This is a genomic window from Streptomyces sp. LZ34, from assembly GCF_053890475.1.
This window is the reverse complement of sequence record NZ_CM132680.1, coordinates 8,488,697-8,513,442: the sequence shown is the minus strand read 5'-3', so window position 1 is coordinate 8,513,442 and position 24,746 is coordinate 8,488,697. Positions and strand designations below refer to the sequence as shown.

At 71.6% G+C, this 24,746-nt stretch carries 21 protein-coding genes and 1 pseudogene; 5 read left to right on the top strand and 17 right to left on the bottom strand.

The genetic code is table 11. From position 1 onward, the window contains the following. Nucleotides 1-128 precede the first annotated feature (128 nt). On the top strand, nt 129-548 hold the full coding sequence (locus tag ACWY4P_RS35860) for a hypothetical protein (protein ID WP_456204700.1): 420 nt from the start codon (nt 129-131) through the stop codon (nt 546-548). On the opposite strand, the gene ACWY4P_RS35855 is transcribed toward ACWY4P_RS35860, so the two are convergent. From ACWY4P_RS35855 to ACWY4P_RS35840, 4 genes and pseudogenes are all read right to left on the bottom strand, one after another. After that, entirely contained in the window at nt 512-1,885 is a 1,374-nt protein-coding gene (locus ACWY4P_RS35855) for a recombinase XerD (RefSeq protein WP_456204698.1), read from the bottom strand. The two genes, ACWY4P_RS35860 and ACWY4P_RS35855, sit on opposite strands and share 37 nt — an antisense overlap. A 161-nt stretch (nt 1,886-2,046) precedes the next feature. Next, a complete protein-coding gene (locus ACWY4P_RS35850) occupies nt 2,047-4,767 on the bottom strand; it encodes a WGR domain-containing protein (RefSeq protein WP_456204697.1) in 2,721 nt (906 codons plus the stop codon). Between the two features lie 291 nt (nt 4,768-5,058). Beyond that, nucleotides 5,059-5,526, bottom strand: a pseudogene (locus ACWY4P_RS35845) (helix-turn-helix domain-containing protein); the annotation flags it as partial. Nucleotides 5,527-5,536: 10 nt separating this feature from the next. Next, nucleotides 5,537-6,055 (bottom strand): carboxymuconolactone decarboxylase family protein, encoded by a 519-nt coding sequence (locus ACWY4P_RS35840; protein WP_456204696.1) that lies wholly within the window; start codon nt 6,053-6,055, stop codon nt 5,537-5,539. A 152-nt stretch (nt 6,056-6,207) separates the two neighbouring features. On the opposite strand from ACWY4P_RS35840, the gene sigJ reads away from it, so the two are divergent. Beyond that, complete coding sequence (gene sigJ, locus ACWY4P_RS35835; RefSeq protein WP_456204695.1) at nt 6,208-7,200, top strand: RNA polymerase sigma factor SigJ; 993 nt, start codon at nt 6,208-6,210, stop codon at nt 7,198-7,200. A gap of 88 nt (nt 7,201-7,288) precedes the next feature. On the opposite strand, the gene ACWY4P_RS35830 is transcribed toward sigJ, so the two are convergent. Next, nucleotides 7,289-7,783, bottom strand: a complete 495-nt coding sequence (locus tag ACWY4P_RS35830; RefSeq protein ID WP_456204694.1) for a MarR family winged helix-turn-helix transcriptional regulator — start codon at nt 7,781-7,783, stop codon at nt 7,289-7,291. A 70-nt stretch (nt 7,784-7,853) separates the two neighbouring features. On the opposite strand from ACWY4P_RS35830, the gene ACWY4P_RS35825 reads away from it, so the two are divergent. Further along, the gene (locus ACWY4P_RS35825; RefSeq protein ID WP_456204693.1) at nt 7,854-8,444 is read left to right on the top strand and encodes a carboxymuconolactone decarboxylase family protein; all 591 of its coding nucleotides are present in this window, start codon (nt 7,854-7,856) and stop codon (nt 8,442-8,444) included. A gap of 3 nt (nt 8,445-8,447) precedes the next feature. On the opposite strand, the gene ACWY4P_RS35820 is transcribed toward ACWY4P_RS35825, so the two are convergent. From ACWY4P_RS35820 to leuA, 5 genes are all read right to left on the bottom strand, one after another. Further along, nucleotides 8,448-9,134 carry a response regulator transcription factor gene (locus tag ACWY4P_RS35820; RefSeq protein WP_456204692.1) on the bottom strand — a complete coding sequence of 229 codons (687 nt, stop codon included), beginning with the start codon at nt 9,132-9,134 and terminating at the stop codon, nt 8,448-8,450. Then, nucleotides 9,131-10,591 carry a sensor histidine kinase gene (locus ACWY4P_RS35815; RefSeq protein ID WP_456204691.1) on the bottom strand — a complete coding sequence of 487 codons (1,461 nt, stop codon included), beginning with the start codon at nt 10,589-10,591 and terminating at the stop codon, nt 9,131-9,133. The genes ACWY4P_RS35820 and ACWY4P_RS35815 overlap by 4 nt, the downstream gene beginning before the upstream one ends. A 107-nt stretch (nt 10,592-10,698) precedes the next feature. Beyond that, complete coding sequence (locus ACWY4P_RS35810; protein ID WP_456213171.1) at nt 10,699-12,765, bottom strand: MMPL family transporter; 2,067 nt, start codon at nt 12,763-12,765, stop codon at nt 10,699-10,701. 274 nt (nt 12,766-13,039) lie between these two features. After that, on the bottom strand, nt 13,040-13,807 hold the full coding sequence (locus ACWY4P_RS35805; RefSeq protein WP_456204690.1) for a TerB family tellurite resistance protein: 768 nt from the start codon (nt 13,805-13,807) through the stop codon (nt 13,040-13,042). 206 nt (nt 13,808-14,013) lie between these two features. After that, a complete protein-coding gene (gene leuA, locus ACWY4P_RS35800; protein WP_456204689.1) occupies nt 14,014-15,798 on the bottom strand; it encodes a 2-isopropylmalate synthase in 1,785 nt (594 codons plus the stop codon). A gap of 307 nt (nt 15,799-16,105) precedes the next feature. Here leuA and ACWY4P_RS35795 point away from each other — a divergent pair, with 307 nt between their 5' ends. Continuing rightward, on the top strand, nt 16,106-17,200 hold the full coding sequence (locus tag ACWY4P_RS35795; protein WP_456204688.1) for a M4 family metallopeptidase: 1,095 nt from the start codon (nt 16,106-16,108) through the stop codon (nt 17,198-17,200). A gap of 78 nt (nt 17,201-17,278) precedes the next feature. Continuing rightward, nucleotides 17,279-17,545, top strand: coding sequence for a protealysin inhibitor emfourin (locus ACWY4P_RS35790; RefSeq protein ID WP_456204687.1), 267 nt, complete (start codon nt 17,279-17,281; stop codon nt 17,543-17,545). Between the two features lie 309 nt (nt 17,546-17,854). Here ACWY4P_RS35790 and era read toward each other — a convergent pair whose 3' ends face one another. The 7 genes from era to ACWY4P_RS35755 form a co-directional block, all read right to left on the bottom strand. Further along, a complete protein-coding gene (gene era, locus ACWY4P_RS35785) occupies nt 17,855-18,820 on the bottom strand; it encodes a GTPase Era (protein ID WP_456204686.1) in 966 nt (321 codons plus the stop codon). Between the two features lie 41 nt (nt 18,821-18,861). Further along, nucleotides 18,862-19,857 (bottom strand): aldo/keto reductase, encoded by a 996-nt coding sequence (locus ACWY4P_RS35780; protein WP_456204685.1) that lies wholly within the window; start codon nt 19,855-19,857, stop codon nt 18,862-18,864. 185 nt (nt 19,858-20,042) lie between these two features. After that, complete coding sequence (locus tag ACWY4P_RS35775) at nt 20,043-20,405, bottom strand: cytidine deaminase (protein ID WP_456204684.1); 363 nt, start codon at nt 20,403-20,405, stop codon at nt 20,043-20,045. A gap of 117 nt (nt 20,406-20,522) precedes the next feature. Beyond that, complete coding sequence (locus tag ACWY4P_RS35770; protein ID WP_456204683.1) at nt 20,523-21,836, bottom strand: hemolysin family protein; 1,314 nt, start codon at nt 21,834-21,836, stop codon at nt 20,523-20,525. Continuing rightward, nucleotides 21,833-22,330 carry an rRNA maturation RNase YbeY gene (ybeY, locus tag ACWY4P_RS35765; RefSeq protein ID WP_456204682.1) on the bottom strand — a complete coding sequence of 166 codons (498 nt, stop codon included), beginning with the start codon at nt 22,328-22,330 and terminating at the stop codon, nt 21,833-21,835. The genes ACWY4P_RS35770 and ybeY overlap by 4 nt, the downstream gene beginning before the upstream one ends. 12 nt (nt 22,331-22,342) lie before the next feature. Then, nucleotides 22,343-23,344, bottom strand: a complete 1,002-nt coding sequence (locus ACWY4P_RS35760) for a PhoH family protein (RefSeq protein ID WP_456204681.1) — start codon at nt 23,342-23,344, stop codon at nt 22,343-22,345. 137 nt (nt 23,345-23,481) lie between these two features. Continuing rightward, the gene (locus tag ACWY4P_RS35755) at nt 23,482-24,606 is read right to left on the bottom strand and encodes a carbohydrate kinase family protein (RefSeq protein WP_456204680.1); all 1,125 of its coding nucleotides are present in this window, start codon (nt 24,604-24,606) and stop codon (nt 23,482-23,484) included. Nucleotides 24,607-24,746 lie beyond the last annotated feature (140 nt).

Sequence of the window (24,746 nt, the reverse complement as noted above, 5' to 3'; positions counted from 1 at the left end):
GGGTAGGCGGGCGGGGCCTGTGCGCGCAGCCGCAGCACCTCCGGTATGCCCGTGTCCTTCAGCGCGCGCTGCTCGATCAGCGTCAGTAGGCAGTTGGTCTTCACATGGGGGGAGTTGGAGCGCAGTCCGTGCTGTTGCCGCAGGTCTTCCTCCCACGCGTGGATGACCTCGACCAGATCCATCTCGTGGCCGTCCAGGCGGGCATCTGCCGGGTCCATGCCGAGCGTGGGCAGGTGCTTGTCGACGAACTTGGCGAAGCTGCGCACCGCCTGGGCCAGGTCGACGCCACCGTCGCTCCGCGCCATCGCACGGGTGTACGTGATCCACTCGTCGGCCAGCTGCGCCGCCAGGGTGCTGCACCGGTACTTCGCCGGATCCACCGTACGGCGGGCCGTCACTCCACGGCGCGTCCACGTCAGCGCCCGGATCCCGACGCGGTTCGGCTCCCGGGTGGGCAGCGGCTCGGGAACGCTGCTGCGGACGCGCGGCTTGCGCTCACCGCGGCGGGGCATCAGGCTGCCCTCTGTTCGGCGATCGCGGCCGCGTAGTCGGCGTAGGTCGTATCCCGGTTGTTCCACTCGGCGATCGCCTTCGCCACCAGCACGTTGGTGTCGCGCATGTACCGCAGGTAACGCAAGGTCGAGCTTGGACTGCGGTGACCCAACAGGCCCTGCAGGATCAGCAGAGGGTTCCGCGAGATGTGGTCCGTCAGGTAGCCGATGTGCCCACCCGCCAGGTACTGCTCGGCCTCCTCCTGGAGGATCAGCTTGGTCAGCAACCGCAGCATGTAGACAGCGAAGGTGTGGCGCGTGTCGTGGATTCGAACCTCGCGCGGCATGACGAAGCCGACCTCGTACTCCTCACTCAGCCGCAGTGCGCGCAGGTGCGCCTCGTCGAATATCTGCTCCCACCGCTGCCTGCTCGGCATCCTGCCGCCGCGGCCGACGAACAGCGCCATCGGCTCCAAGCCGTGATCCCCCTCGACAACGGCGAGACGGCGCTTACCGGCGTTCATGCTCTCGACCCGGAAGGTTCGGCGCCGGCCGTCGAGCTTCCCGCGCAGCTTCATCCGCCGAAGGTCGACGTCGTCGACGATGAACAGCTCCTCGCGCCGCCTCCACAGCGCCTTCGCCGCAGCCCTGACCTGCGCTGCCCTCTCAGTACGCCGGTACATGTCCAGCTCCCGCAGCGTCGCGTCCTGGATGGTCACCGTGCGGGGCAGCCCGTACTTCGCGATCGCCTGCAGCGGCACCTCCGCCGGGGAACCGTCTCGGCGTGGTGGCCCGACCTCGATGTCCAGCAGGCAGCTGAACTCCTGCAACCGCATCCCCGTCGTGATCGCCAGTTCTGGCGCCGCGCTGTTGCGCAGCGGGGAGCGCCCGCGGAACGCGTGGTCGACGCGCCCGGTGGGCAGATAGCCGCGCAGCCCCACCTGCTTGAAAAAGTTCCACTGCCGCCAGGTCAAATGACGCACGTCCAGCTGCGTCGTGGCACCCCAGGACAACACGTCACGGCCGTTGCGGCGGCGGAAGTAGGGCCGTTTGTCGATCAGCTTCTGGTCTTCGGCCCACCCGTAGAAGCCGTTGATCAGTGCCCGGCGCCGCTTCCATGTCGCCGGCGCATCGGGCGACTCGCGGTGCTCGGTGCAGTCCTCCCGGTACGCCACGAGGTCTTCCTCTATCACTGACAACAGGTCGACCGGCGGGTCGAGCTCGTTCTCCAAGTACTCGGTCAAGTCGAGGGCGTCGTACGTGTAGTCCTGCAGCAACTTCGCCTTCAGCGTCTTCGCCATCTCAAGGAAGAACGAGACCAGCGGCTCCGCCGGGCGCATCCGTGAGTCGAAGAAGAAGGGCGTCCCCTCCTTCAGCGCCCCCGGCCTCGACACGTACCCATCGCGTCGAGATCGACGCCGGGAGGCGCCTCGTAGAAGCGACGCACCTTGCTGCGTGAGACAAAGAAGTAGTCCACCCCGTACCACCATGATCATGAGACATCCAGGAGGCTGGAACCTAACAGCCGCATCTGGGGCCTCATGTCACTCAGGGATCACTGCTGAGACAGCTGGACTTCCCTTGCATAACGGGGCCCGTAGTCCACGACGGTCGAGCCGTCGGCGTCCAGCCCGAAGTCCGGCACCAGCCGGTCGGCGAGTTCCTCGCCGGACAGCCCCAGATCGGCCGCCACCTGCTCGATCTTCTCCTTGGCGCGCGTCTTGAGCGCCTTGAATTTCACCCGCTGGGACACCCCGTGCAGATGCGTCAGGGCCACGTCGCTGCCGATGGCCGCCAGCACGTCCAGGCCCTCCACGGCCCGCTGATGCGCTCCCTCGCCCGGCCAGTTCCGCAGGACCGGCGTCAGCCGGCGCACCGTGTCGTCGTCGCCGAGCCACCCCAGGGCATGCAGCGCCCAGCTTTCCTTGGCCGGCATCCCGGACAGCCGCCACTGCTCGAACAAGGACCAGGCGAAGGCGGCCAGCGACTCGGGATCGCACGCCTCCTTCACCATCTCCACGCCCGTATAGACCGCGCCCGGCCGGGAGATCGCCAGCATGGTCAGCAGATGGCGCACGGACTCGGCCGGCAGCGCCGAGGTCCGGCCACTCAGCAGCACTCGCGGCAGCAACCGGGGGGCCGCCCAGGCTGCGGGCTCCGGCATCCTCGACGGCAGCGCGAGCTCCAGACGATCGGCCGACAGCAGGTCACGGACGACCGCGACCGCCTGGGAACCGTGACCGGCCGCCGCGTCGAGGACGGCGTCCTTGCCGTGTGTGGCGGCGATGGCCCGCAGCGCGTGCTCGGCGCCGTGGCGGGCGGCGCCCGCCGGACCGGCCGCGTCGGGCACCAGCAGCGCGGCGGCGTCCGCGCCGTGCCGGGCGAACCAGGCACGGGTCGTGGCCGCCACGGACTTCAGCCGCACGAACCAGTCGGCCATCAGCCGCGCGACCTCCAGCTGCCGATAGGGCAGGAGCAGCCCGCCGGCCACAGCGGGCTGCCGCGCCACGGCGTGCAGCAGCGGCGGCAGCGCGTCCTCCTCCCATCGGGCGGCCACCGGCTTCAGCTCCTTGACGAGCTCCCACATGTGCTCGGGAGTCCACTGCGCCAGCAGCGGGCGGTACGTGTCCGGGCCGTCGGCGAACAGGGCGGCCAGACGATAGTTGTCGAGGCCCGTGAACTGCTCCCCCAGGGTTCGGACGTCGGGATACGGCTCGTTCTGCCGGCGCCGCACCCGCCGCCTGGGCTCCTCGACGGCGGCAGCCCATGCCTCGCGCTCGCCGGGCTGCCACAGCATGCGGGTCTCCTCCCCGGCGACGAGCCCCTTGACGGTTCTCGGCTTCGGCGCCGTCCGCCTGCCTGTCCACGGCGGGCTCACCAGCAGCTCGGGCAGCGCGTCGGCAGGGGCGTCGGCGGCGGCCGGGTGCAGCAGCTCCCGCACCACCTCGGCGGCCTTGGGCGGGAACTGTGCGAGCCGCGACTTCAGCAACTCACCGTGCGTGGCTACATGCGCGGTCAGCAACTGGCCCAGCAGGAAGGAGTTGCGGCCCGGGGCGGGCGCCGCCCGGCCGGCCAGCAGGCGGGCCGCGCGCACCGGATACCGACGCACCGCCTCCAGCAGCGCCGGACGCACCTGTTTGTCGTCCGCGTGGGACATCAGCAGCTCGAACGCCTCGTCAGTCGGCAGTTCCGCCAGGATGCCCGCCTGTTCTTCCGCCGACGCCCCGTAGGAAGGCGTACGGTGCCGCCAGATCTCCGCGATCAGCGCGGCGACGGCCGGGCCGACGCCCTCGGCGACGGTGGCCGCGGTGGAGAGCCTGCCGTCGTAGGCGGGCACGCCGCCCGCCCGCAGCAGAGCCCGCAGCTGCTCCTCGTCGTTCAGCGACTCGAACAGCATGGCGCGTACGACACGGTCTTCCCGGCCGCTCTCCCCCGGGTCGGCGCAGCATTCCGCGACCCAGTCGGTCTCGCCCGGGACCAGATACGACACCACAATTCGGCGCCGCGCACCGCCGCGGTGCGCGGCCAGAGCCGCCACCACCTCGCGGTACTGGTCCTCACCGGCCATCGACAGCAGCGTCCGCACCCGGTCGGCGGCGCCCCGGCGCAACCACAGCCGCTGCGGCGAGTCGCCCTCGGGCAGGACGGCCAGCCTGGTGGTCCGGCCCTGGTCGTCCTCGTGGTCGAGCTCGAACAGCTCCACCGCGGCACGGGCCGCGAAGACCCGCCCGTGCCGCAGATACCAGGCGTCGGCGACCGCGTCGTACAGCAACTTCCCGCGGTCGGTGACCACGGCCAGAACCGCGGCGCCGACCGGATCCGCCGTCCCCTCCAGATAGCGGCGTGCGGCGGCTGCCGGCTCAGGGGCGATGCCCGGGACGGCCCCGCCGAGGACCGTGCCGGTCCACTCCTCCTTCGCCACCGCGAGCCGCCTGTCCCAGGAGTCGAGAGCGGACTCGTGGGGGGCGTGCGAGTACCGGGTGATGCCGCCCCAGCGCGGGCGGAGGCTCTGCCGCCAGGCGGCGGGCAGCGTGAAGGAGTCCTCGTCGGGCGTCGCCGCGGCATCTTTGGCATTTCCGGTGCCCCCGGCGTCCGGCGTGTGGCCGGCGCCCACGGGCGCGTACCCCTGGCGCTCCTTCTCCCGCACGGCCTCGGCCACGTACGCCTGCGCGGCCGTCGCCGAGCCGCAGTCCTCGACCCGCGTATGCCCCGGTGCACCGGCCTCTCCGTGACGGACGGTCACCACCGCGCCGTCCGACCCGACCTCCCAGAACATGGTCGGGCTGTCTTCTCCCCCGTCAGCCGGCTCCCAGCGCCGCACGGCCGCCCCTTCCTCGGACCCACGCCGACCCCAGGTCAGCGCTCCTGTGATGAACCCGCCCCCGACACGGGCGATCGACGGGCCTCACAGTAGATCCGGTCACTGACAACAGCCGCTGACGGCCCTGCACTTGCTCCCGGCCATGCACCCCTTCTCAGCCTGCTCACAGAGGCGCGACGCCGGCATCGAGACGCCGGGCAACAGCAGGAACCGGCCGATGTAGCGGACGGTGCAGATCTGCACCGCCTACCCAGCCGGTGCGCGTCCGTACGCCGCAGCCCGAGCAGAGCGAACCCAAGCCGAGTCGCCCCGAACTTGTTCCGCACCCGCTTTTCCGCGGCTGGGCCATGCGATGTCGTCAACGGCGAGAAACAGCTCTCCGGCCACGGTCGCGGGAGTTGACCCGGTGAACGTCATGACGTCCCGGTGCAGATGGGACTGGTCGGCGTAGCCGGTTTCGGCCGCGACTTGGGCCGCGCCTTCACCCGCGACCAGGCGGTGGGCGGCATGGTCGAAGCGGACCAGCTTCACGGCGCGCTTGGGCGGCAGGCCGAGCTGCGACCGGAACCGGGACCACAGCCGCTTACGGCTCCACCCGACCTCGGCTGCGAGTCCGTCGACCCGGGCCAGGCCACGGCTGACGACGATCCGGCGCCAGGCCCAGGCCACCTCCGGGTCCACCGGCGGCCCCGCCTCATGCCGGCGCGCCCTGAGCCTGTTGGCGTTACTTGCTGTAGTTCTTCCCGATGGGCCTACCGGGGATCGGCTTGCCGATGAGAGCGACCGGGACGAACAAGCAGAAGTGGCCGATCGCCATGGTCAGCGTCCAGATCGCGTCGTCGTCGTAGAGTGCGGACGCCTTGGCGAACAGCTCGTCGGAGACGCGCTCTCCGAACGGGTTCGGGGTGAGGACGGCCTCCACGAGCTCCAGTGCGACCCGTTCGGCGTCGGTGAAGTAGGGGGCGTCCTGCCATGTCGCCACGGCGGTGATGCGCTTCTCGGTTTCCCCGGCTTTGCGGAGGTTGTCGGTCAACGAGACGGCGTGGTAGGTGCTGCCGACGATCTGCGCGGCGCGGAGCAGCATCAGGCTGATGGTGGTCTGCGGAACCGGCCCGTTCCGGACGGCGTTACGCACGGCTCCGGAGAGTTTTGCCAGCTCGGGAAAGAGCTGGGTGAGGTCGGGCAGACGCGACTGGATGCCGTCCTGCTCCGTCGTCGTGTCGGTCGCCGTTTGCGTGGACATGGCGAGGTCTTCCTTCCTGTGTGCTGGATGGTGTCTCACCAGTCCGACAGGACAGTCGCTCGGAATGTGAGGCGGGGCGCCAACCTCACGTTTAGAGGCGCTGTCTTGTCGAACTGGTGAGGACAGACGCGACCGAGGGAGCCGCCGACACCATGACCACCTCATCCGAGCCGGGAGACGGCCGACCCGACCCGAGCCTGAGCGCGATCATGAGCGAGCGGCGGCAGCTGATCAACCTCGCCTACCGGCTCCTCGGCTCCCTCGCCGAAGCCGAGGATGCCGTGCAGGAAACCTACGCCCGCTGGTACACCCTGTCCCCACAGCAGCAGCAAGCCATCGAATCCCCCGGTGCCTGGCTGACCAAGGTCGCCGGCCGCATCTGCCTCAACCTGCTCAGCTCGGCACGAGCCCGACGGGAGAACTACGTCGGCGACTGGATTCCCGAGCCCCTGCCCGAACCCGCGGAGTGGTCAGGTGGTCGGGCGGGCGACACCACCATCGACCCGGCCGACCGCGTCACCCTCGACGAGTCGATCAGCATGGCCTTCCTCGTCGTACTCGAATCAATGACCCCGGCCGAACGCGTCGCCTTCATCCTCCACGACGTCTTCCGCTACCCCTTCACCGAAGTCGCCGACATCGTCGGCCGCACGCCGGCGGCCTGCCGCCAGCTGGCCTCATCGGCCCGCCGGCGCATCCGCACCTCGCAGACAGCCGCGCCCCCAACCGCCCGGCAGGCCGCCATCGTCAGGAACTTCAAGCAGGCCTGGGAAGCCAAGGACATCGACGCCCTCATCGGCCTCCTCGATCCGGATGTCACGGCAACCGGCGACGGCGGCGGCCTCGCCACCACCGTGCGCCGCCCTGTCGAAGACGCCGAGCAGCTCGCGCACGGCCTCGTCGATCTCACCGGCAGGCTGGCCAACCTGACGATCCTGGAGCGTACCGTCAACGGACAGCCCGGCCTGGTCGCCCAGCAGGACGGCGTCATCGTGACCGTGTACGCGTTCGACATCGCAGGCGACCGGATCACCCACATCTGGGCCGTACGCAACCCCGAGAAGCTCCGGCCGTGGACGGTGGGCCACAGCTGCGGCCTGCCCGGCAGAGAGGTACCGAGACTCCCAAAGACGCGGGCTGTCTGAGTTGGGTGTGGCCCCTCAAGTCGAACTGCTGCGGCCTCTGCCCCTCCTCGTCGGTCAGTCTGCGCACCAGCACAGGCTTGGCCACACTTCAGGGGCCGAACCACCCGGCCACATCGAGGCGGAAGCCGCTGGGCGGCACCATGACGCGCAGGTCGTCCTCCAGACCGCGCAGCCGCTCCGGGCCGAGCGCCGCGGCCCACTGGGCGCGCAGCTCCTCGAAGACGGCGGCCGATCTGGCCAGCCCGTCCAGGCCGCGCGGGGTCAGCCGGATCACCTTGCGCCGGGCGTCCGCCGGGTCCTCGGCCCGGACGGCGTAGCCCAGCGCCTCCAGGCGGTCGGCCGTCTTGCCCGCGGCCTGTTTGGAGACGCCGAGCCGTCGGCCGAGCTCGCTGGCGGTGGCGCCGTCGCGGCCGATGGCCTGCATGGCGAAGCCATAGGCGGGGCGGACGTCCGGATGGCCCTGGCGGGCGAGCTCGGCGTGCAACTGGTCGATGAGGGACCGGAATCCGGCGAACAGCAGCAGAGGCAGCTCGTAGCCCGGCCGGTCCTGGGCGGGCTGAATGCCCTGGGCGTCATCCGCCATTGCGCAACTCGACAACCTGGTTTACGTTTTCGACAACCATGTTGTCTATCTTAGGTCAGGGAGCTTCGCCATGCCCGCACACCCGCCTGTCCCGTCAGCTCCGTCTGTTCCGTTCGTCGATCACACCCTGGAGTCCGCGCCGGCCGCCTCGCGCCGACTCATGGAGGCCACCGCCCAGCGCATGGGCTACCTCCCGGCGCCGATGGCGCGGCTGGCCTCCTCGCCGCAGCTGCTCGAGGGCTTCTTCAAGCTCAGCGGACTGTTCGAGACGACGACCCTAGACCCGCTGGCGCGCGAGGTGGTCATCCTCACCATCGCGACCCGCAACGCCTGTCACGTCTGTGTCGCCATGCACACCGGCAAGCTCGCCGCGCTGGACGCCGACGCCGAACTGACCGCGGCGCTGCGCGAGCGGCGGCCGCTGGCCGACGAACGGCTGGAGGCCGTAAGGGCCTTCACGCTCCAGGTCCTGGAGGCCGCGGGAGCTGTCGGGCCAGACGAGCTGGAGGCCTTCCTCGCGCACGGATACACCCCGCGGAACGCCCTCGAAGTCGTGCTGGGCATCGGCGCCTACACCGTGTCGACCCTGGCCAACCGGATGGTCGACGCGCCGCTGGACGAGCAGCTCGCGCCCTTCGCGTGGAGCGGGGAGGCTGCCTGACGTTCAGGGCGAGCGGGACGGGGTGACCAGGCCGCACTCGTAGGCCGTGATGACTAGTTGGGCCCGGTCGCGGGCGGCGAGCTTGCCCATGATGCGGCTCACATGGGTCTTGGCCGTCAGCGGCGACAGCCCAAGCGCCTCGGCGATCTCCGCGTTGTTCAGACCGCGGGCGACGAGGGTGAGGACCTGACGCTCCCGCTCGGAGAGGGCGCCCAGGCCGGCGGGGGCGAAGGCGGCCGGGGGCGGGGCCGCGGGGAGGCGCAGCATGCGGGCGATGAGGCGGGCGGTCGGGCCGGGGGACAGCAGGGACTCACCGGCCGCCACGGTCCGTATCCCGTCCAGCAGTTCGGCGGGCCGGGTGTCCTTCACCAGGAAGCCGGAAGCGCCCGCGCGCAGCGCCTCGACGATGTGCTCGTCGGTGTCGTACGTGGTCAGGACGAGGATCCGCACCCCGGCGAGATCGTCGTCGGCGGCGATGCGGCGGGTCGCCTCGATGCCGTCGAGGTCGGGCATCCGGATGTCCATGACGACCAGGTCGGCGCGTGCGGTACGGGCCAGTTCGATCGCCTCCCGGCCGGTGCCCGCCTGTCCGACGACCTCCATGTCGCGGGCCGACTCGATCAGCATGGCGAAGGCGGCCCGCACCAGCGTCTGGTCGTCGGCGAGCAGCACCCTGATCGGCGCGCTCATGTCGTTCCCTCCGTTGACGGTGAATGAGTCCGCGCGTGGTCGCGCCTGAGCGAGGGTGGCGCCGCGCGCTCCCGCGCGCCCCTGCCGTACGGCAGGGCGGCCGTCACGGCGAAGCCGGGGCCGTCCCGGCGCGGCCCCGCGGTCAGGGTTCCCGCCACGCTGCGGGCGCGCTCGCGCATGCCGACGAGGCCGTAGCCGTGCGGGCGGTCGGGGTCCTCGGGCGCGGGCGGGGGCGCGCCCTCGCCCGAGGAACCCGACGAACCCGACGGATCCGACGGACCGTCGTCCACTGCCGTGACGCGCAGGCCGCCCCCGCCGTCCCGGGCCACAGTGAGCCGCACCAGGGTGCCGGGCGCGTGGCGGACGGCGTTGGTCAAGGCCTCTTGCACGATGCGGTACGCGGCCGCGCCCACGGCCGGCGACAGGTCCGATGCGTCCACGTCGACGGTCAGCCGCACCCGTACCCCCGCCGCCTCCGCGGCCGCCGCCAGGTCGGCCAGCCCGGCGAGCCCGGGTGGCGGACCGGTGCCTATCCCCTCGATCCGGTCCATCCCGTCGATCCCGTCGGCCGCACCGGCCTCGCCACCCTCCCCCGCCCTCAGCACCTGCAAGGTGACCCGCAGTTCGGCGCGCGCGTCGCGGCAGGTGTCGGATATGGAGTCGAGCGCCTTGGCCAACAGTTCGCGGTCGAGCCGGTCGGGGTCGGCGATCAGGACGTGGGCGGCGACCGAGGTCTGGACGCCGATCAGCGTGATGCTGTGCGCCAGCAGGTCGTGCAGGTCGCGGGCGATCCGCAGCCGCTCCTCCGCGACGCGCCGGGCGGCCTCCTCCTCGCGGGTCCGCTCGGCGCGCTCGGCGCGTTCGACGATCGCCGCGACGTACTGGCGGTGGATCCGCACCGCCTCGCCGATCACCACGACCGACAGCACCCAGCCGGAGCTGCGCAGCATGTCCGTGGCGCCGTGAGGTCTGCCGCCCCAGGACATGACCGTCACCATGAGACCGATCACGAAGGTCACGGTGAGCAGGGACCGCAGGGGCGGGCCGAAGACCGCGAGGGTGTAGAGGGCGGTCAGCCCGGCCGGGACGGCGGCGACGTGCTCGTAGTTCAGGGCGTGGTACGACCCGACCATGCAGACGACCGCCACGGTGACGAGCATCGGACTGTGCCGACGCCCGGCCAGCACCACCGCGCTCCCGACGAGCAGCGTCCACCCGATCGCGTCGGGCCGGCGGGCGCCGGTCCCGTGCACGAACAGCGCCAGCCCGCACTGCACGGCGAGCACGACCGCCGCGAGCCCGGCGTCGACCCGCCGCCGGGACGCGGCCTCGGCCCGGGTCTCGGCCGCGCCGGGAAGGCGGTGGAGGCTGCGCAGCACGCGCACCGGCAGGCGCCGGGATGTCGGCGCCGTCCGACGCGCGGGCTCGGTGACGGTCTGTGCGGGCACGGGCTCCATCCTCGGGCATCGGCATCTGCGGGGGCCAGGCCCGGGCGGAGGGGCTCCTGCCGCCCTTTCCCGGCCCGGGCGGAGCCCCCCACGCGGCGGAACCGCACATCGACCGGCTACGGGAAGGGGCGGGTAGCGGGAAGCCCCCCGTCACCGGCCTCCGCCCGCTCCGGGGCGGGGGCCCCGGACGTGGGGCCGGCCGGGCGGCGGGAGAGCGCTCCCGGCCACCACACCGCGCGCCGCAGTAGCAGGCTCGCCGACGTCACCAGGTACGTCCGGACCAGGAAGGTGTCCAGCAGCACCCCGACCGCGACGACGAACCCCATCTCGGCCAGCATCACCAGCGGCAGCGACCCCAGCACCGCGAAGGTGGCCGCCAGCACCAGGCCGGCCGAGGCGATCACCCCGCCCGTGGTGCGCAGGGCGGTGAGCGCGGCCTCCGGGACGTCCGCGCCGCGCAGGGACTCCTCCCGCATACGGTGCATCAGGAAGATGCCGTAGTCGACGCCGAGGGCGACCAGGAAGACGAAGGACAGCAGCGGCAGTCCGGGGTCGATCCCCGCGAAGCCGAAGACCGGTTCGAAGAAGAGACCGCCGAGGCCCATCGCCGCGCCCCATACCGCGACCACGGCGACGACCAGGAGGAGTGGCGCGACCAGGCTGCGCAGCAGGGCGACGAGGATCAGCAGGACGGCGGCGAGGACGAGCGGGATGACGACCGTCCGGTCGCGGGAGTTGGTGTCCTTCAGGTCGAGTTCCTGGGCGTTGGCCCCGCCGACGTGGGCGTCGGCCCCTTCGACGCGGTGGAGTCCGGCGCGCAGGGCGTGGATGGTGTGCCGCTCCCCCGCGGACTGCGGGGGCGCCTTGGCGTAGACGTCGATCTCGGTCCATCCGCCGCCGCTGCGGCCGCGCTCAGCCCGCGCGACCCCCTCCGTACCGCCCGCCCGGTCGAGCACTTCACCGGCCCGCCCGGTGCGCGCGAGGACGCTGATCGGCTGGCTGCTGCTCTCGGGGTAGGCGTCGGCCAGGGTCTTCATGGCGACGACGGATTCCGGCCGTTCGGTGAAGGTGTCCGCCTGCTTGAGGTCGCCGGGCAGGTTGAGGACGCCGAGCGCGAGGGCGCCAAGCAGCACGCCGCCGGCGAGCAGGACGGTGCCGGGCCGGCGTCCCGCCGAGCTCCCCATGGCCGCGAACAGGCCGCGCCGGGCGCGCGGTTCGCTGCCGTACGCGGGGATCAGCGGCCAGAACACCCGGCGGCCGAGCAGCACCAGCACCGCGGGCAGCAGCGTCATCATGGCGGCGAGCGCGCACACCACGCCCACCGCGCCGACGGGCCCGAGGCCGCTGCTGCTGTTGAGGTCGGCGGCGAGCAGGCACAGCAGCCCGGCCGCGACGGTGCCGCAGGAGGCGAGGACGGCGGGGCCGCAGCCGCGTACGGCGGCGCGCATCGCGTCGTACGGGAGCCGGTGGCGGCGCAGTTCCTCGCGGTAGCGGGAGACCAGCAGCAGGGCGTAGTCGGTGCCGGCGCCGAACAAGAGAACGGTCATGATCGACGAGCTCATGCTGGTGACGACGAGGTCGAAGCTCTGGACCAGGCCGTAGACGACGGCCATCGCGGCCGCCGCGGCCACGCCGACGACCACCAGCGGCACCAGCCACAGGAACGGGCTGCGGTAGGTGAGGATCAGCAGCAGGGCGACGACACCGGCGGTGGCGAACATCAAGGTGCCGTCCGTGGACTGGAAGACTTCCTGCGAGTCGGCGCGCAGCGCGCCGTCGCCGCCCAGCCGGACGCTCAGGCCCTCGGGGTGGTCGGCCAGTTCGGCGCGTACGTCCTTGACGGCGTCGGCGCGCACCTTCTCGTCCTTCAGCCCGGTGAGCGCCACCGGGTACATCACGGTGGTGCCGTCCCGGGACGGGATGGCGCGCGGCGGCCTGCCCTGGACGGTCTCGCGGCTCCCGACGACCCGGGCGACCTGCGCGTCGGCCGCCTCCCGGTCGGCGGCGGTCAGCCCGCCGTCCCGCCGGTAGACGAGGACGAGGTCGGTGGTGTCGCCGCCGGGCAGCGCCGCCTGGAGTTTCGCGACCTGGGTGGAGTCGGCGCTCGCGGGCAGATAGTCGACCGCCGTGTCGCGCTTGACGTCGCCCAGCTTGCCCGCGAAGGGCACGGCGGCCAGGAGCACCAGCACCCATGCGGCGACCACAGTCCACGGCAGTGTGCGGCGACGGCCCGGGGCGCGGGCTGGTTCTCGCCGCTCCCGTGACGGTTCTCGCGGCGGGGTCGTGTGCGTTGGCTGCGTGGTCTGCATGCCGTCCAGGCTCCCGGCGCCGGGCGGGCGAATCGTCGCGCCGACGGGGGAGATGGCGGCTACTGCGCCGGGTGCGGAACGGGCCTGACTACTCCCGGGGAAGTAACGCCGCCGCGGAAAGCGACGTCGTGCAGCGCTCGGAGACGGCTCAGAAGGGCGCGCGGATCGCGGCCATCAGCCGGGCCGTGTCGTCGGGGCAGATCATCAGCGCCCGGCCCACGGTCTCCAGCACGGCGCGCTCCGCCGGCCGGTACGGGCCGTCGGCCACCGCGATCCGGGCGCCCTGGAGCAGGATCGACTCCCGCCCCGTCGGCGCCAGGTGCGGCGCCAGCGGCTCCAGGGCCTCGTGGAGCTCGATGGCCAGCGCGGTGCCGCACGGGTCGAGGCCGTCCCGCCCGATGTCCCGCCCGCCCTGGCCGGCGGTGCCCGCGGCCGCGGCGGTCGCGGCGTCGTACGCGGCGGCGCCGGGCAGCCGTCCGGTGTCGGCGGCGAGCGCCTCGATGAGCTCCAGCAGCTGCTCCTCGCCGCAGTCGGTGAACCCCGCGGCCCGCACCGCGCCGACCGCGGCCTGCCGCACCGCGGGCGATTCGGTGCCGCCCGCGGCGAGCACCGCGAGGGCCACGGTGTGCACGGCGTCGCGCAGCATCGCGGAGAAGCGGGTGGTGGTGGGGTGGTCCAGCGTCTCGGTGCCGAAGCGGCCGCCGCAGGCGGCGCACTCGACGACCGGGGCGACCGGCCCGCGCGGCAGGACCGGGAGGCCGAGAACGACGATACGGCGACGGCCGGTGCGGCGGCGATAGTTCCGGTCGCCTCCGCAGTCGGGGCAGAAGAACTCGCCGTCGCCCACGGTCCGCCACAGAGTGCGGACGCCTATCACACACAGATCCCGGTCGCGTCGGGCTTGCGCGTGCGCCACGTCACACCTCCATAACGCTTCGGCCACGTTGCCGCGCTGACGTGATGCTAGCCACATCTATGATGCGGCGTCAGTACCCCGAACGGAGACAACAGGCCAAAGACGCGGCTCTGCCCGCCGTGACATCCGGGTACACGGCGGGCAGGGCCCGTGTGAGTGAAGCCACCGCTCGGCGCCTCACGCGGTTGACGCGGTCGGCGCGGGGCTCAGCGGCCGGCGCGGTTGACCGCGGAGACGACGGCCTTCAGGGAGGCCCGCACGATGTTGGCGTCGACGCCGACGCCCCACAGCACCTTGCCGTCGATCGCGCACTCGATGTACGCGGCGGCCTGCGCGCCCGCACCCTCGCTGAGGGTGTGCTCGGAGTAGTCCAGCAGCCGTACGTCCAGGTCAATGGCGGCCAGCGCGTCGAAGAACGCGGCCAGCGGGCCGTTGCCGGAGCCGGTCAGCACGGTCTCGGCGCCGTCCACGACGGCCTCGACGGTGAGCGCGTCGGTGCCCTCGCTCGTCGTCGAGGTCTGCGCGGTGCGCAGCGCGATCCGGCCCCACTGGTTGTCGTCGGTGGGCAGGTACTCATCCTGGAAGACCGACCAGATCTGGGCCGGGGTGACCTCGCCGCCCTCGGCGTCGGTCTTGGCCTGAATAATCTTCGAGAACTCGATCTGCATCCGGCGCGGCAGGTCCAGCTTGTGGTCGTTCTTCAGGACATAGGCGATGCCGCCCTTGCCGGACTGCGAGTTGACGCGGATGACCGCCTCGTAGGAGCGGCCGACGTCCTTGGGGTCGATCGGCAGGTAGGGGACCGCCCACTCGATCTCGTCGACCGTCTTGCCCTGCTCGGCCGCGCTCGCCTCCATCGCCTCGAACCCCTTCTTGATGGCGTCCTGGTGGGAGCCGGAGAAGGCGGTGTAGACCAGATCGCCCGCGTACGGGTGGCGCGGGTGGATCTCCATCTGGTTGCAGTACTCGGCGGTGCGGCGGATCTCGTCGATCTGCGAGAAGTCGATCTGCGGGTCGACGCCCTGGGAGAACAGGTTCATGCCCAGCGTCACCAGGTCGACGTTGCCGGTGCGCTCGCCCTGCCCGAACAGGCATCCCTCGATGCGGTCCGCGCCCGCCATGATGGCCAGCTCGGCGGCGGCGACGGCGGTGCCGCGGTCGTTGTGCGGGTGGACCGACAGGCAGATGTGCTCGCGCCGGGACAGGTGGCGCGACATCCACTCGAAGCGGTCCGCGTGCGTGGAGGGGGTGGAGCGCTCGACAGTGGCGGGCAGGTTGAGGATGATCTCGCGGCCGTCCTCGGGCTGCCAGACGTCCATGACGCCCTCGCAGACCTCCAGCGCGAAGTCCAGCTCGGTGTCGGTGAAGATCTCGGGGCTGTACTGGTAGCCGAAGGCCGTCTCGTCGCCCAGGATCTTGTCGGCGTACTCCATCACCAGCCGGGTGCCGTCCACCGCGATCTGCTTGACCTGCTCGCGCGAGCCCCGGAAGACCACCCGGCGGAAGACGGGGGCGGTGGCGTTGTACAGGTGGACGGTCGCCTTGTGGGCCCCGCGCAGGGACTCCACCGTGCGCTCGATCAGCTCTTCGCGGGCCTGGGTGAGGACGGAGATCGTCACGTCCTCGGGGATCGCGCCCTCTTCGATGATCGACCGTACGAAGTCGAAGTCGGTCTGCCCGGACGAGGGGAAGCCGACCTCGATCTCCTTGTATCCCATGCGCACCAGCAGGTCGAACATCTCGCGCTTGCGGGCCGGGGACATCGGGTCGATCAGGGCCTGGTTGCCGTCGCGCAGGTCCGTGGACAGCCAGCGGGGGGCGGCGGTGATGCGCTGGTCCGGCCAGGTGCGGTCGGGGATGTCCACGGCCTCGTACCGGCCGTACTTGTGGATCGGCATCCCGGACGGCCGCTGGGTGACGGCCGCGGCGGTGATCGGCGTACGACGGCCGACGGGGCTCTGGGCGCTCGCGGAATGATCAGACGTGCTCATGATGCGTAGGGCTCCTCGTATGTCCGCTGGGCGGCCGACGGGGCGTATGCACCGCAACATCGAACTCCGCGGGGAGGGGGTCGGCCTACGACTACAGGCCCTCGCCGCGGCAGCTAAGAAGAAGCAGCCCGAAACGCATGATGCCTAGAAGCGTAACCGAGACCCGCGGGACCGGTGGCCCCGTATCACCATGCGGGATGACGCATGCGTCACATTCGCTGCGGAAGAATCGCTATCAACCACTCGATTTCAGGAATCGCGACTCCAAGGCGTGACAACCGCAGGACAGAGTGCCACATTGCCTCGCATGGACGCCAACGCTCACAACCGTCGTGACCATCACCCTGTTTTCTGCACCATCGTGCCGCCGCACGTCCTCGACAAACTGGCCCGCGCCGAGGACCCCGCGCTGGCCGACCCCGCCCGCCGCACCCTGGAGCGCGACGCCCTGGAGCGCACCCGCCGCCGTATCACCACCGTCCGCGGCCTCGCCGCCCCCACCGGAGCGCCCTCCGACAAGCCCAAGCGCACCATCTTCGACGCCGGGCACAAGGAGACCCTGCCGGGGAAGAAGGCGCGCGCCGAGGGCGGCCAGGCCACCGGCGACGACACGGTGAACCGTGCGTACGACGGCCTCGGCGCGACCTTCGAGATGTTCCTCAAGGCGTACAGCAGGCGCTCCATCGACGACTCCGGGCTGCCGCTGAACGCCACCGTCCACTACGGCCAGGAGTACGGCAACGCCTTCTGGAACGGCGAACAGATGGTGTTCGGCGACGGCGACGGCGAGATCTTCAAAGACTTCACCATCCCGGTCGACGTGACGGCCCACGAGCTCACGCACGGCGTCACCCAGTACACGGCCAACCTGGAGTACTTCGGCCAGTCCGGCGCGCTCAACGAGTCCATGTCGGATGTCTTCGGCTCGCTCACCAAGCAGTTCCAGCTCGGCCATACGGCCGACGAGGCCGACTGGCTGATCGGCGCCGGGCTGCTGGCGGACCGGGTCACCGGCGTCGCGCTGCGCTCGATGAAGGCCCCCGGCACGGCGTACGACGACGACGTCCTCGGCAAGGACCCGCAGCCGGCGACGATGGAGCACTATGTGCGCACCTCGCGGGACAACGGCGGCGTGCACATCAACTCCGGCATCCCCAACCACGCCTTCTACCTCGTCGCCAAGGCCCTCGGCGGCCACGCCTGGGAGCGGGCCGGACAGATCTGGTACGACACCCTGACCGGCGGGGAGCTGGCCTACGACGCGGACTTCGCCGACTTCGCCCAGCTGACGGCGGCGGCCGCGCAGTCGCGGTACGGGGAGGGCGAGGAGCAGCAGGCGGTGCTGGACGCCTGGGCCAAGGTGGGCATCTCCGACCTGCGGGCGCGGGCGGGGGCGCGCTAGCGGCGCGCCGCGAGGGCCGTACGGACGGATCTCCGCGCCCGCTGCGGGCCGCGGCCCGCACCGGGTACTGATGGATCCATGCGCATTTCCGTCATCCGCACCGGCGGGTTCGCCGGTATCGAGCGCCGGGCCGAGCTGGACACCTCCGGCCGGCCCGACGCCAAGCACCTGGAAGCCCTGGCCCACCAGGCCGTCGAGACCGGACACATCACGCCCTCGCGCGGCGTCCCGGACGGCTTCCACTACGAGATCACGGTGGACGGCCGGACCGTCCACGCCGCCGACCCGCACCTGAGCGACGCCCAGCGGGAGCTGGTGCGTACGGTCCTCAAGGAGGGCGCGTAGGGCCGGGGGCCCAAGCTTCTGAAGCGGCCTCCGACCGGCGGTGACCGGTGTGGTCAGAAGCCCAGCTTCCGCAGCTGCTTGGGGACCTCCTCCTGTCCGCCACCCTCGCACCCCTCGGCCCCAGGGGCCTCCCGGGCTTCGGACGGCTGCGCCGGCCTCCGACCGGCGGTGACCGGTGTCGTCAGAAGCCCAGCTTCCGCAGCTGCTTGGGGACCTCCTCCTGTCCGCCACCCTCGCACCCCTCGGCCCCAGGGGCCTCCCGGGCTTCGGACGGCTGCGCCGGCCTCCGACCGGCGGTGACCGGTGTCGTCAGAAGCCCAGCTTCCGCAGCTGCTTGGGGTCCCGCTGCCAGTCCTTCGCGACCTTGACGTGCAGGTCCAGGAAGACCGGCGTGCCCAGCAGCGCCTCGATGTGCTTGCGGGACTTCGTCCCGACCTCCTTCAGGCGCTTGCCCTTGGGGCCGATGATGATGCCCTTCTGGCTGGGGCGCTCGATGTAGAGGTTGGCGTGGATGTCGAGGAGCGGCCGGTCGGCGGGGCGGTCCTCGCGGGGCAGCATCTCCTCGACCACCACGGCGATGGAGTGCGGTAGCTCGTCCCGGACGCCCTCCAAGGCCGCCTCGCGGATCAGCTCGGCGACCATGACCTGCTCGGGCTCGTCGGTGAGGTCGCCCTCGGGGTAGAGCGCCGGGCTCTCCGGGAGCAGCGGCGCGAGCAGATCCGCGAGGAGGCCCACCTGGTCGCCGCCGGTGGCGGAGACGGGGACGATCTCGGCCCACTCGACGCCCAGTTCCTTGCCGAGCCGGTCGACGGCGATCAGCTGCTCGGCGAGCTGCTGGGAGTCGACCAGGTCGGTCTTGGTGACGATGGCGATCTTGGGGGTTTTCTTGATCCCGGCCAGCTCGCCCGCGATGAAGCGGTCGCCGGGGCCGAGCTTCTGGTCGGCGGGCAGGCAGAAGCCGATGACGTCGACCTCGGCCCAGGTGGTCCGTACGACGTCGTTCAGGCGCTCGCCGAGCAGGGTGCGCGGCTTGTGCAGGCCCGGGGTGTCGACCAGCACCAGCTGGGCGTCGGGGCGGTGCACGATGCCGCGGACGGTGTGGCGGGTGGTCTGCGGGCGGTTGGAGGTGATCGCGACCTTCGTCCCTACCAGTGCGTTGGTCAGGGTCGACTTGCCCGCGTTGGGGCGGCCGACGAAGCAGGCGAAGCCCGCGCGGTGCGGGGACGCCTGCGGCTCGGGCTGGGAAGGGGACGTAGCGGCACTCATGGCGCCCATTGTCCCCGATACCCCGGCCCGCGCCGACCAGACGGCCACAGTCAGCCGAGGAGGGCGCTGGCGCCCTCGGGGGCGAAGGCGGCCAGGGCCTCGGCGATCCGGGCGAGGGTGTCGGGGGTGAGCTCGGCGCGGGCGGCGGCGAGGTTCTCCGCGATATGGGCCGGGGTGCGGCTGCCGGGGATCGGGACGACGTGCTCGTCCTGGTGGAGCAGCCAGGCCAGCGCCAGCTGCCCCGGGGTCAGGCCGAGGTCCCCGGCGATGGCGCGCAGCGGCGCGTAGCGGTCGTTGTTCGCCCGGAGGTTGCCGTCGTGGTAGCGCGGGATGAAGCGGCGGAAGTCGTCGGCGGCGATGTCCTGGACCGTGCCGGTCAGAAAGCCGCTGCCCAGCGGGGACCAGGCTACGACGCCCACGCCCAGCTCGCGGGCCGCGGCGAGCAGCTCGGCGTCCACGGGGGTCCACATCGACCACTGGGTCTGTACGGCGGCGACCGGGTGCACGGCATGGGCGCGGGCGAGCTGCTCGGCGGTGACGTTGGACAGCCCCAGGTGGCGTACCAGGCCGTCGGAGATCAGCTCGGCGACGGCGCCGACGGTGTCCTCGATCGGGACGGTGGGGTCCGGGAAGTGCGGGTAGTAGAGGTCGATCCGGTCGGTACCGAGGGTGCGCAGGGAGGTCTCCGCGTAGCGGCGGATGTGGCGGGGCTCGGCGTTCACGGCCAGCTCGCCGTAGGTGTAGTTGACGGGGAAGGCGTGCCCCTCGACGCCTTCGGGGCGGCGGAAGCCGAACTTGGTGGCGATCGTGACCTCGTCGCGGCGGCCCCGGACGGCCTGGCCGACGATGCGCTCGTTGTGGCCGCCCTCGCCGTAGCCGTCGGAGGTGTCGATGTGCGTGGCGCCCTCGTCGAGGGCGGAGCGCAGGGCGGTCAGGGCGCGGTCGTCGTCGATCTCCCCGTACACGCCGGGGGACAGCACCATGGCGCCGTAGCCGATCGCGGAGATCTTCAGGTCGCCAAGGGTACGGATGGGAAGGGCGGGCATGGGCGCGGGCTCCTCGGTGCGGAGGGGGTGGGGTGGGGGCGGGGGTGGCCGGGGTGTTGCCCCCGGCCTGTCCTTTCCTGCCTCAGCTTTCCGCCCGACCCCGGCGCGCGTCCAAGAGCTGTTGTCATAGCCGACGGCTATGACGCCCTGCCCCGCGCGCGCAGACCGGCTCTCGTACGGGTCCCTCAGGCCTGGATCGTGGTGCGCAGCCCGCCGTCGGGGCCCGCCAGCAGCACCGGGGTGCCCTCCCCGCCCAGGTCCCGTACGGCCGCGCGGTCCTCCTCCGGAAGGGCCTCGGCCTCGGTCACGACGGCCGCGGCCTCCAGGGACTTCGCGCCGCTGGCGACCGCCATCGCGACGGCGGTCCGCAGCGCGCTCAGCGGGAGCGAGGGGAGGGCGACGGTGCCGGCGACATACGTACGGCCCGTCTCGTCGCGTACGGCGGCGCCCTCGGGAACGCCGTTGCGGGCTCGTGCGGAGCGGGCGAGGGTGATGATCTTGCGGTCTTCGGGGTCCAGGGGTGCGGCTTCGCTCATGCGGACGAGCATAGGCGGGGCCGCGGGCGTGGCGGACAGGAGCCGGCCCACCGTCAGCCAAGGTCAGCCCGCGTGCGAGCGCGGGCCGCCGCGCCGGCCCCCTCCGGCAAGGTCAGCTTTCGGGGGGACTCAATCCTCGGGCTCGGTCTCCGCCGTCGCGCGGACCGGCTCGACCAGGACCGTGACGATGCGGTTGCGGCGGCCGGCCGGGGACTCTGCGGTCAGCCGCAGGGCCTTGAGGTCGGAGTCGGCACCGCCGTCCTCCACCTCGACCTCCGCCGTGGCTCCCGCGATCGGCACCCGCCCCAGCGACTTGGCCAGCAGCCCGCCGACCGTCTCAACGTCCTCGTCGTCCAGGTCCGTCCCGTACAGCTCGCCGAGGTCGTCCAGGCCGAGCCGGGCGGTGACCCGGTGGCTGCCGTCGCCCAGGTCCTGGATGGGCGGCAGCTCGCGGTCGTACTCGTCGGTGATCTCACCGACGATCTCCTCGAGGATGTCCTCGATGGTGACGATCCCGGCCGTGCCGCCGTATTCGTCGACGACGACCGCGACGTGGTTGCGGTCCTGCTGCATCTCGCGCAGCAGGTCGCCGGCGTTCTTGGTGTCGGGCACGAAGGCGGCGGGCCGCATGGCGGTGGAGACCAGCTCGGACTCGGCCTCGCGGTTGATGTGCGTCTTGCGGGCGAGGTCCTTGAGGTAGACGATGCCGACGATGTCGTCCTCGTTCTCCCCGGTGACCGGGATCCGGGAGAAGCCGGAGCGCAGCGCGAGGGTCAGGGCCTGCCGGATGGTCTTGAAGCGCTCGATGGCGACGAGGTCGGTGCGCGGCACCATCACCTCGCGCACCAGCGTGTCGCCGAGTTCGAAGACGGAGTGCACCATGCGCCGCTCCTCGTCCTCGATCAGCGACTCCTTCTCCGCGAGGTCCACCAGGGCGCGCAGCTCGGCCTCGGAGGCGAAGGGCCCCTTGCGGAAGCCCTTGCCGGGGGTCAGCGCGTTACCGATGAGGATCAGCAGCGGCGGGATGGGGCCCATGACCCGGGCCAGGGGCAGCAGGACATACGCGGCGGCGGTCGCGGTGTTCAGCGGGTGCTGGGCGCCGATGGTGCGCGGCGAGACGCCGACGGCCACATACGAGACGAGGACCATCACGCCGATCGCGATGGTCAGCGCCTTCCAGGTCTCGTCGAACTCGCGCAGACACGCGTAGGTGACGACCGCGCCGGCCGCCACCTCGCAGGCGACCCGCACCAGCAGCGCGACGTTCAGATAGCGGGTGGGGTCCTCCGCGACCTGCATCAGCTTGGCGCTGCCGCGCCGCCCGGCCCGCACGGCCTCCTCGGCGCGGAATCGGGTGGTGCGGGCCAGGCCGGCCTCGGCGCAGGCCGCGAGCCAGGCGACCACCACCAGCAGGACGGCCGCTGCGATCAGTCGGCCGGTCATCGGGTCGTGGGGGCCGGGGAGGGACCGGTCATGCCCTGCTCGGCGCGCCAGCCGTCGACGATGGCGGCCTGGAGGCCGAACATCTCGGCCCGCTCGTCCGGCTCCTCGTGGTCGTAGCCGAGGAGGTGGAGGACGCCGTGGACGGTCAGGAGCTGAAGCTCCTCGTCCATGGAGTGTCCGGTCGGCGCCTCCTCCCCCTGCTTCTTGGCCACCTCGGGGCAGAGCACGATGTCCCCGAGGAGGCCCTGCGGGGGCTCCTCGTCGTCCTTCGCGGGCGGGCGCAGCTCGTCCATCGGGAAGGACATGACGTCGGTGGGCCCCGGCAGGTCCATCCACTGGATGTGGAGCTGCTCCATGGCGTCGGCATCGACGACGATCACCGAGAGCTCGGAGAGCGGGTGGATACGCATCCGGGCCAAGGCGTAGCGGGCGACATCCAGCACCGCCCGCTCATCGATCTCCGTGCCGGATTCGTTGTTGACGTCGATCGCCATAAGAGTGTTGTTTTACTTTCCGTTCCGGCTGTCGTACAACTCGTACGCGTCGACAATACGGCCGACCAGCTTGTGGCGGACCACATCGGTGCTGGTGAGCCGGGAGAAGTGGACGTCATCGACGCCCTCCAGGATCTCCTGCACCTGGCGCAGACCGCTCTTGGTCCCGCCAGGGAGGTCGATCTGGGTGATGTCACCCGTGATCACGATCTTGGAGTCGAAACCGAGCCGGGTGAGGAACATCTTCATCTGCTCGGGGTTCGTGTTCTGGGCCTCGTCGAGGATGATGAACGCGTCGTTGAGCGTGCGGCCGCGCATATACGCCAGCGGTGCGACCTCGATCGTGCCCGCGGCCATCAGGCGCGGGATGGAGTCGGGGTCGAGCATGTCGTGCAGCGCGTCGTACAGCGGGCGCAGATACGGGTCGATCTTCTCGTAGAGCGTGCCGGGCAGGAAGCCGAGCCGCTCGCCCGCCTCGACCGCCGGCCGGGTCAGGATGATCCGGGTGACCTGCTTGGACTGCAGGGCCTGGACCGCCTTGGCCATGGCCAGATAGGTCTTGCCGGTGCCGGCCGGACCGATGCCGAAGACGACGGTGTGCTTGTCGATGGCGTCGACATAGCGCTTCTGGTTGAGGGTCTTGGGGCGGATGGTGCGGCCGCGGTTGGAGAGGATGTTCTGGGTGAGCACCTCGGCCGGGGTCTCCACCCCTATCTCGCCGTCCTCCGCCGCGCGCAGCATGGCGATCGAGCGCTCCACCGCGTCCTCTGTCATCGGTTGACCGGTGCGGAGCACCAGCATCATCTCGTCGAACAGGCGCTGGATGAGGGCGACTTCCCGGGGGTCACCGGTCGCGCTGACTTCATTGCCCCGCACATGGATGTCGGTCGCCGGGAAGGCCTCTTCGATGACACGCAGCAGCGAATCGCCCGATCCCAGCACCATGACCATCGGGTGCTTGTTCGGAACCGTGAACTGCGCATGCGCCTGGCGTGCTGTGGTTGGTTGCGTCATGGGCCGGCTCTGAGGCCTGCTCCTACCTCCTCTTGCGGGGTTCTCGTTGCTCGACAACCTCGAGTACAAGGGTACGACGGAGCACTGACAACACCCGAGTCCTTTTACTCCACACCGGATCCTGCTTCACGCTCGCTTCACGCCTGCCGGAAGCCGATCGTGGGCACGGCCCGGCGCAGCGGCCAGGGGCGGGCGGCCGCCGGGAGGATCCGGTCCAGGAAGGCGTAGCGGCGCAGCGCGGAGGGGTCCTGGTCGTCGTACGACTTCGCGTGCTGCCACCAGGCGGCGATCTCCACCCAGCCGGGCGCCGACAGCGAGCCGCCGAACTCCTGCACGGACAGCGCGGCGCTCAGGCCCGCGAAGGCCAGCCGGTCGGCGAGCGGCCACTGGGCGAGGGTGCCGGTGACAAAGCCCGCGACGAACACATCGCCCGCGCCCGTCGGATCCAGGGCCTCCACGGCGATCGCGGGCACCTCGGCGGTCTCGCCGGTCCGCCCGTCCACCGCGTACGCCCCCTCGGCGCCGAGGGTGACGACCGCGAGCGGCACCTTGTCGGCGAGCGCGCGGGCGGCGGCGCGCGGGCAGTCGGTGCGGGTGTACCGCATCGCCTCGGCCGCGTTGGGCAGGAACGCCTCGCAGTGCTCGAGATCGGCGAGGTCGGCCGGGTCCCAGCGGCCGGTGTCGTCCCAGCCGACGTCCGCGAAGACCATGCTGCCGTGACCGACGGCCTGGGCGACCCACTCCTCGCGGTTCCCCGGGACCAGGGAGGCGATGGCCGCGCGGGCCGGGGGCGGGCAGCTGGGGGCGGGCTCTTCGGGCGGCGGCGCCTCATGGCCGTGGGAGACCATCGTGCGCTCGCCCTCGTAGGCCATGGACACGGTCACCGGGGAGTGCCAGCCGCGCACCGTACGGGACAGCGACAGGTCGATGCCCTCGCCGCGGTCCAGGGCGTCGCGGCAGTAGTCCCCGTACATGTCGTCCCCGAAGGCGGCGGCGAGGGAGGTGCGCAGGCCGAGGCGGGCCAGGGCGGTGGCCATGTTGGCCACCCCGCCGGGGCTGGAGCCCATGCCGCGGGCCCAGGACTCGGTGCCGCGCACCGGGGCGGAGTCCAGGCCGGTGAAGATGATGTCCAGAAAGACCGTGCCGGTGAGATAGACGTCCCAGGCCGGGTCACCGAGTCTGCGGACGGCCGCGAGCGGGTCGAGCAGGGGGTACTCCGCCGGGCATTCCGCCGCGAGCGGCTGGCCGTGGTCTGTGGTCACCGTGCGCTCCCAGATCGGACCGGCCTCGTCGCCGGTCCCGTTCAGTCAATGTCGTTCAGCGAATCTCGTTCAGCGAATGCACTTCATGTCGTCACGAATGTCGTCACGAATGCGGGTGAATGCGGCTGCGGCCAGTGTGC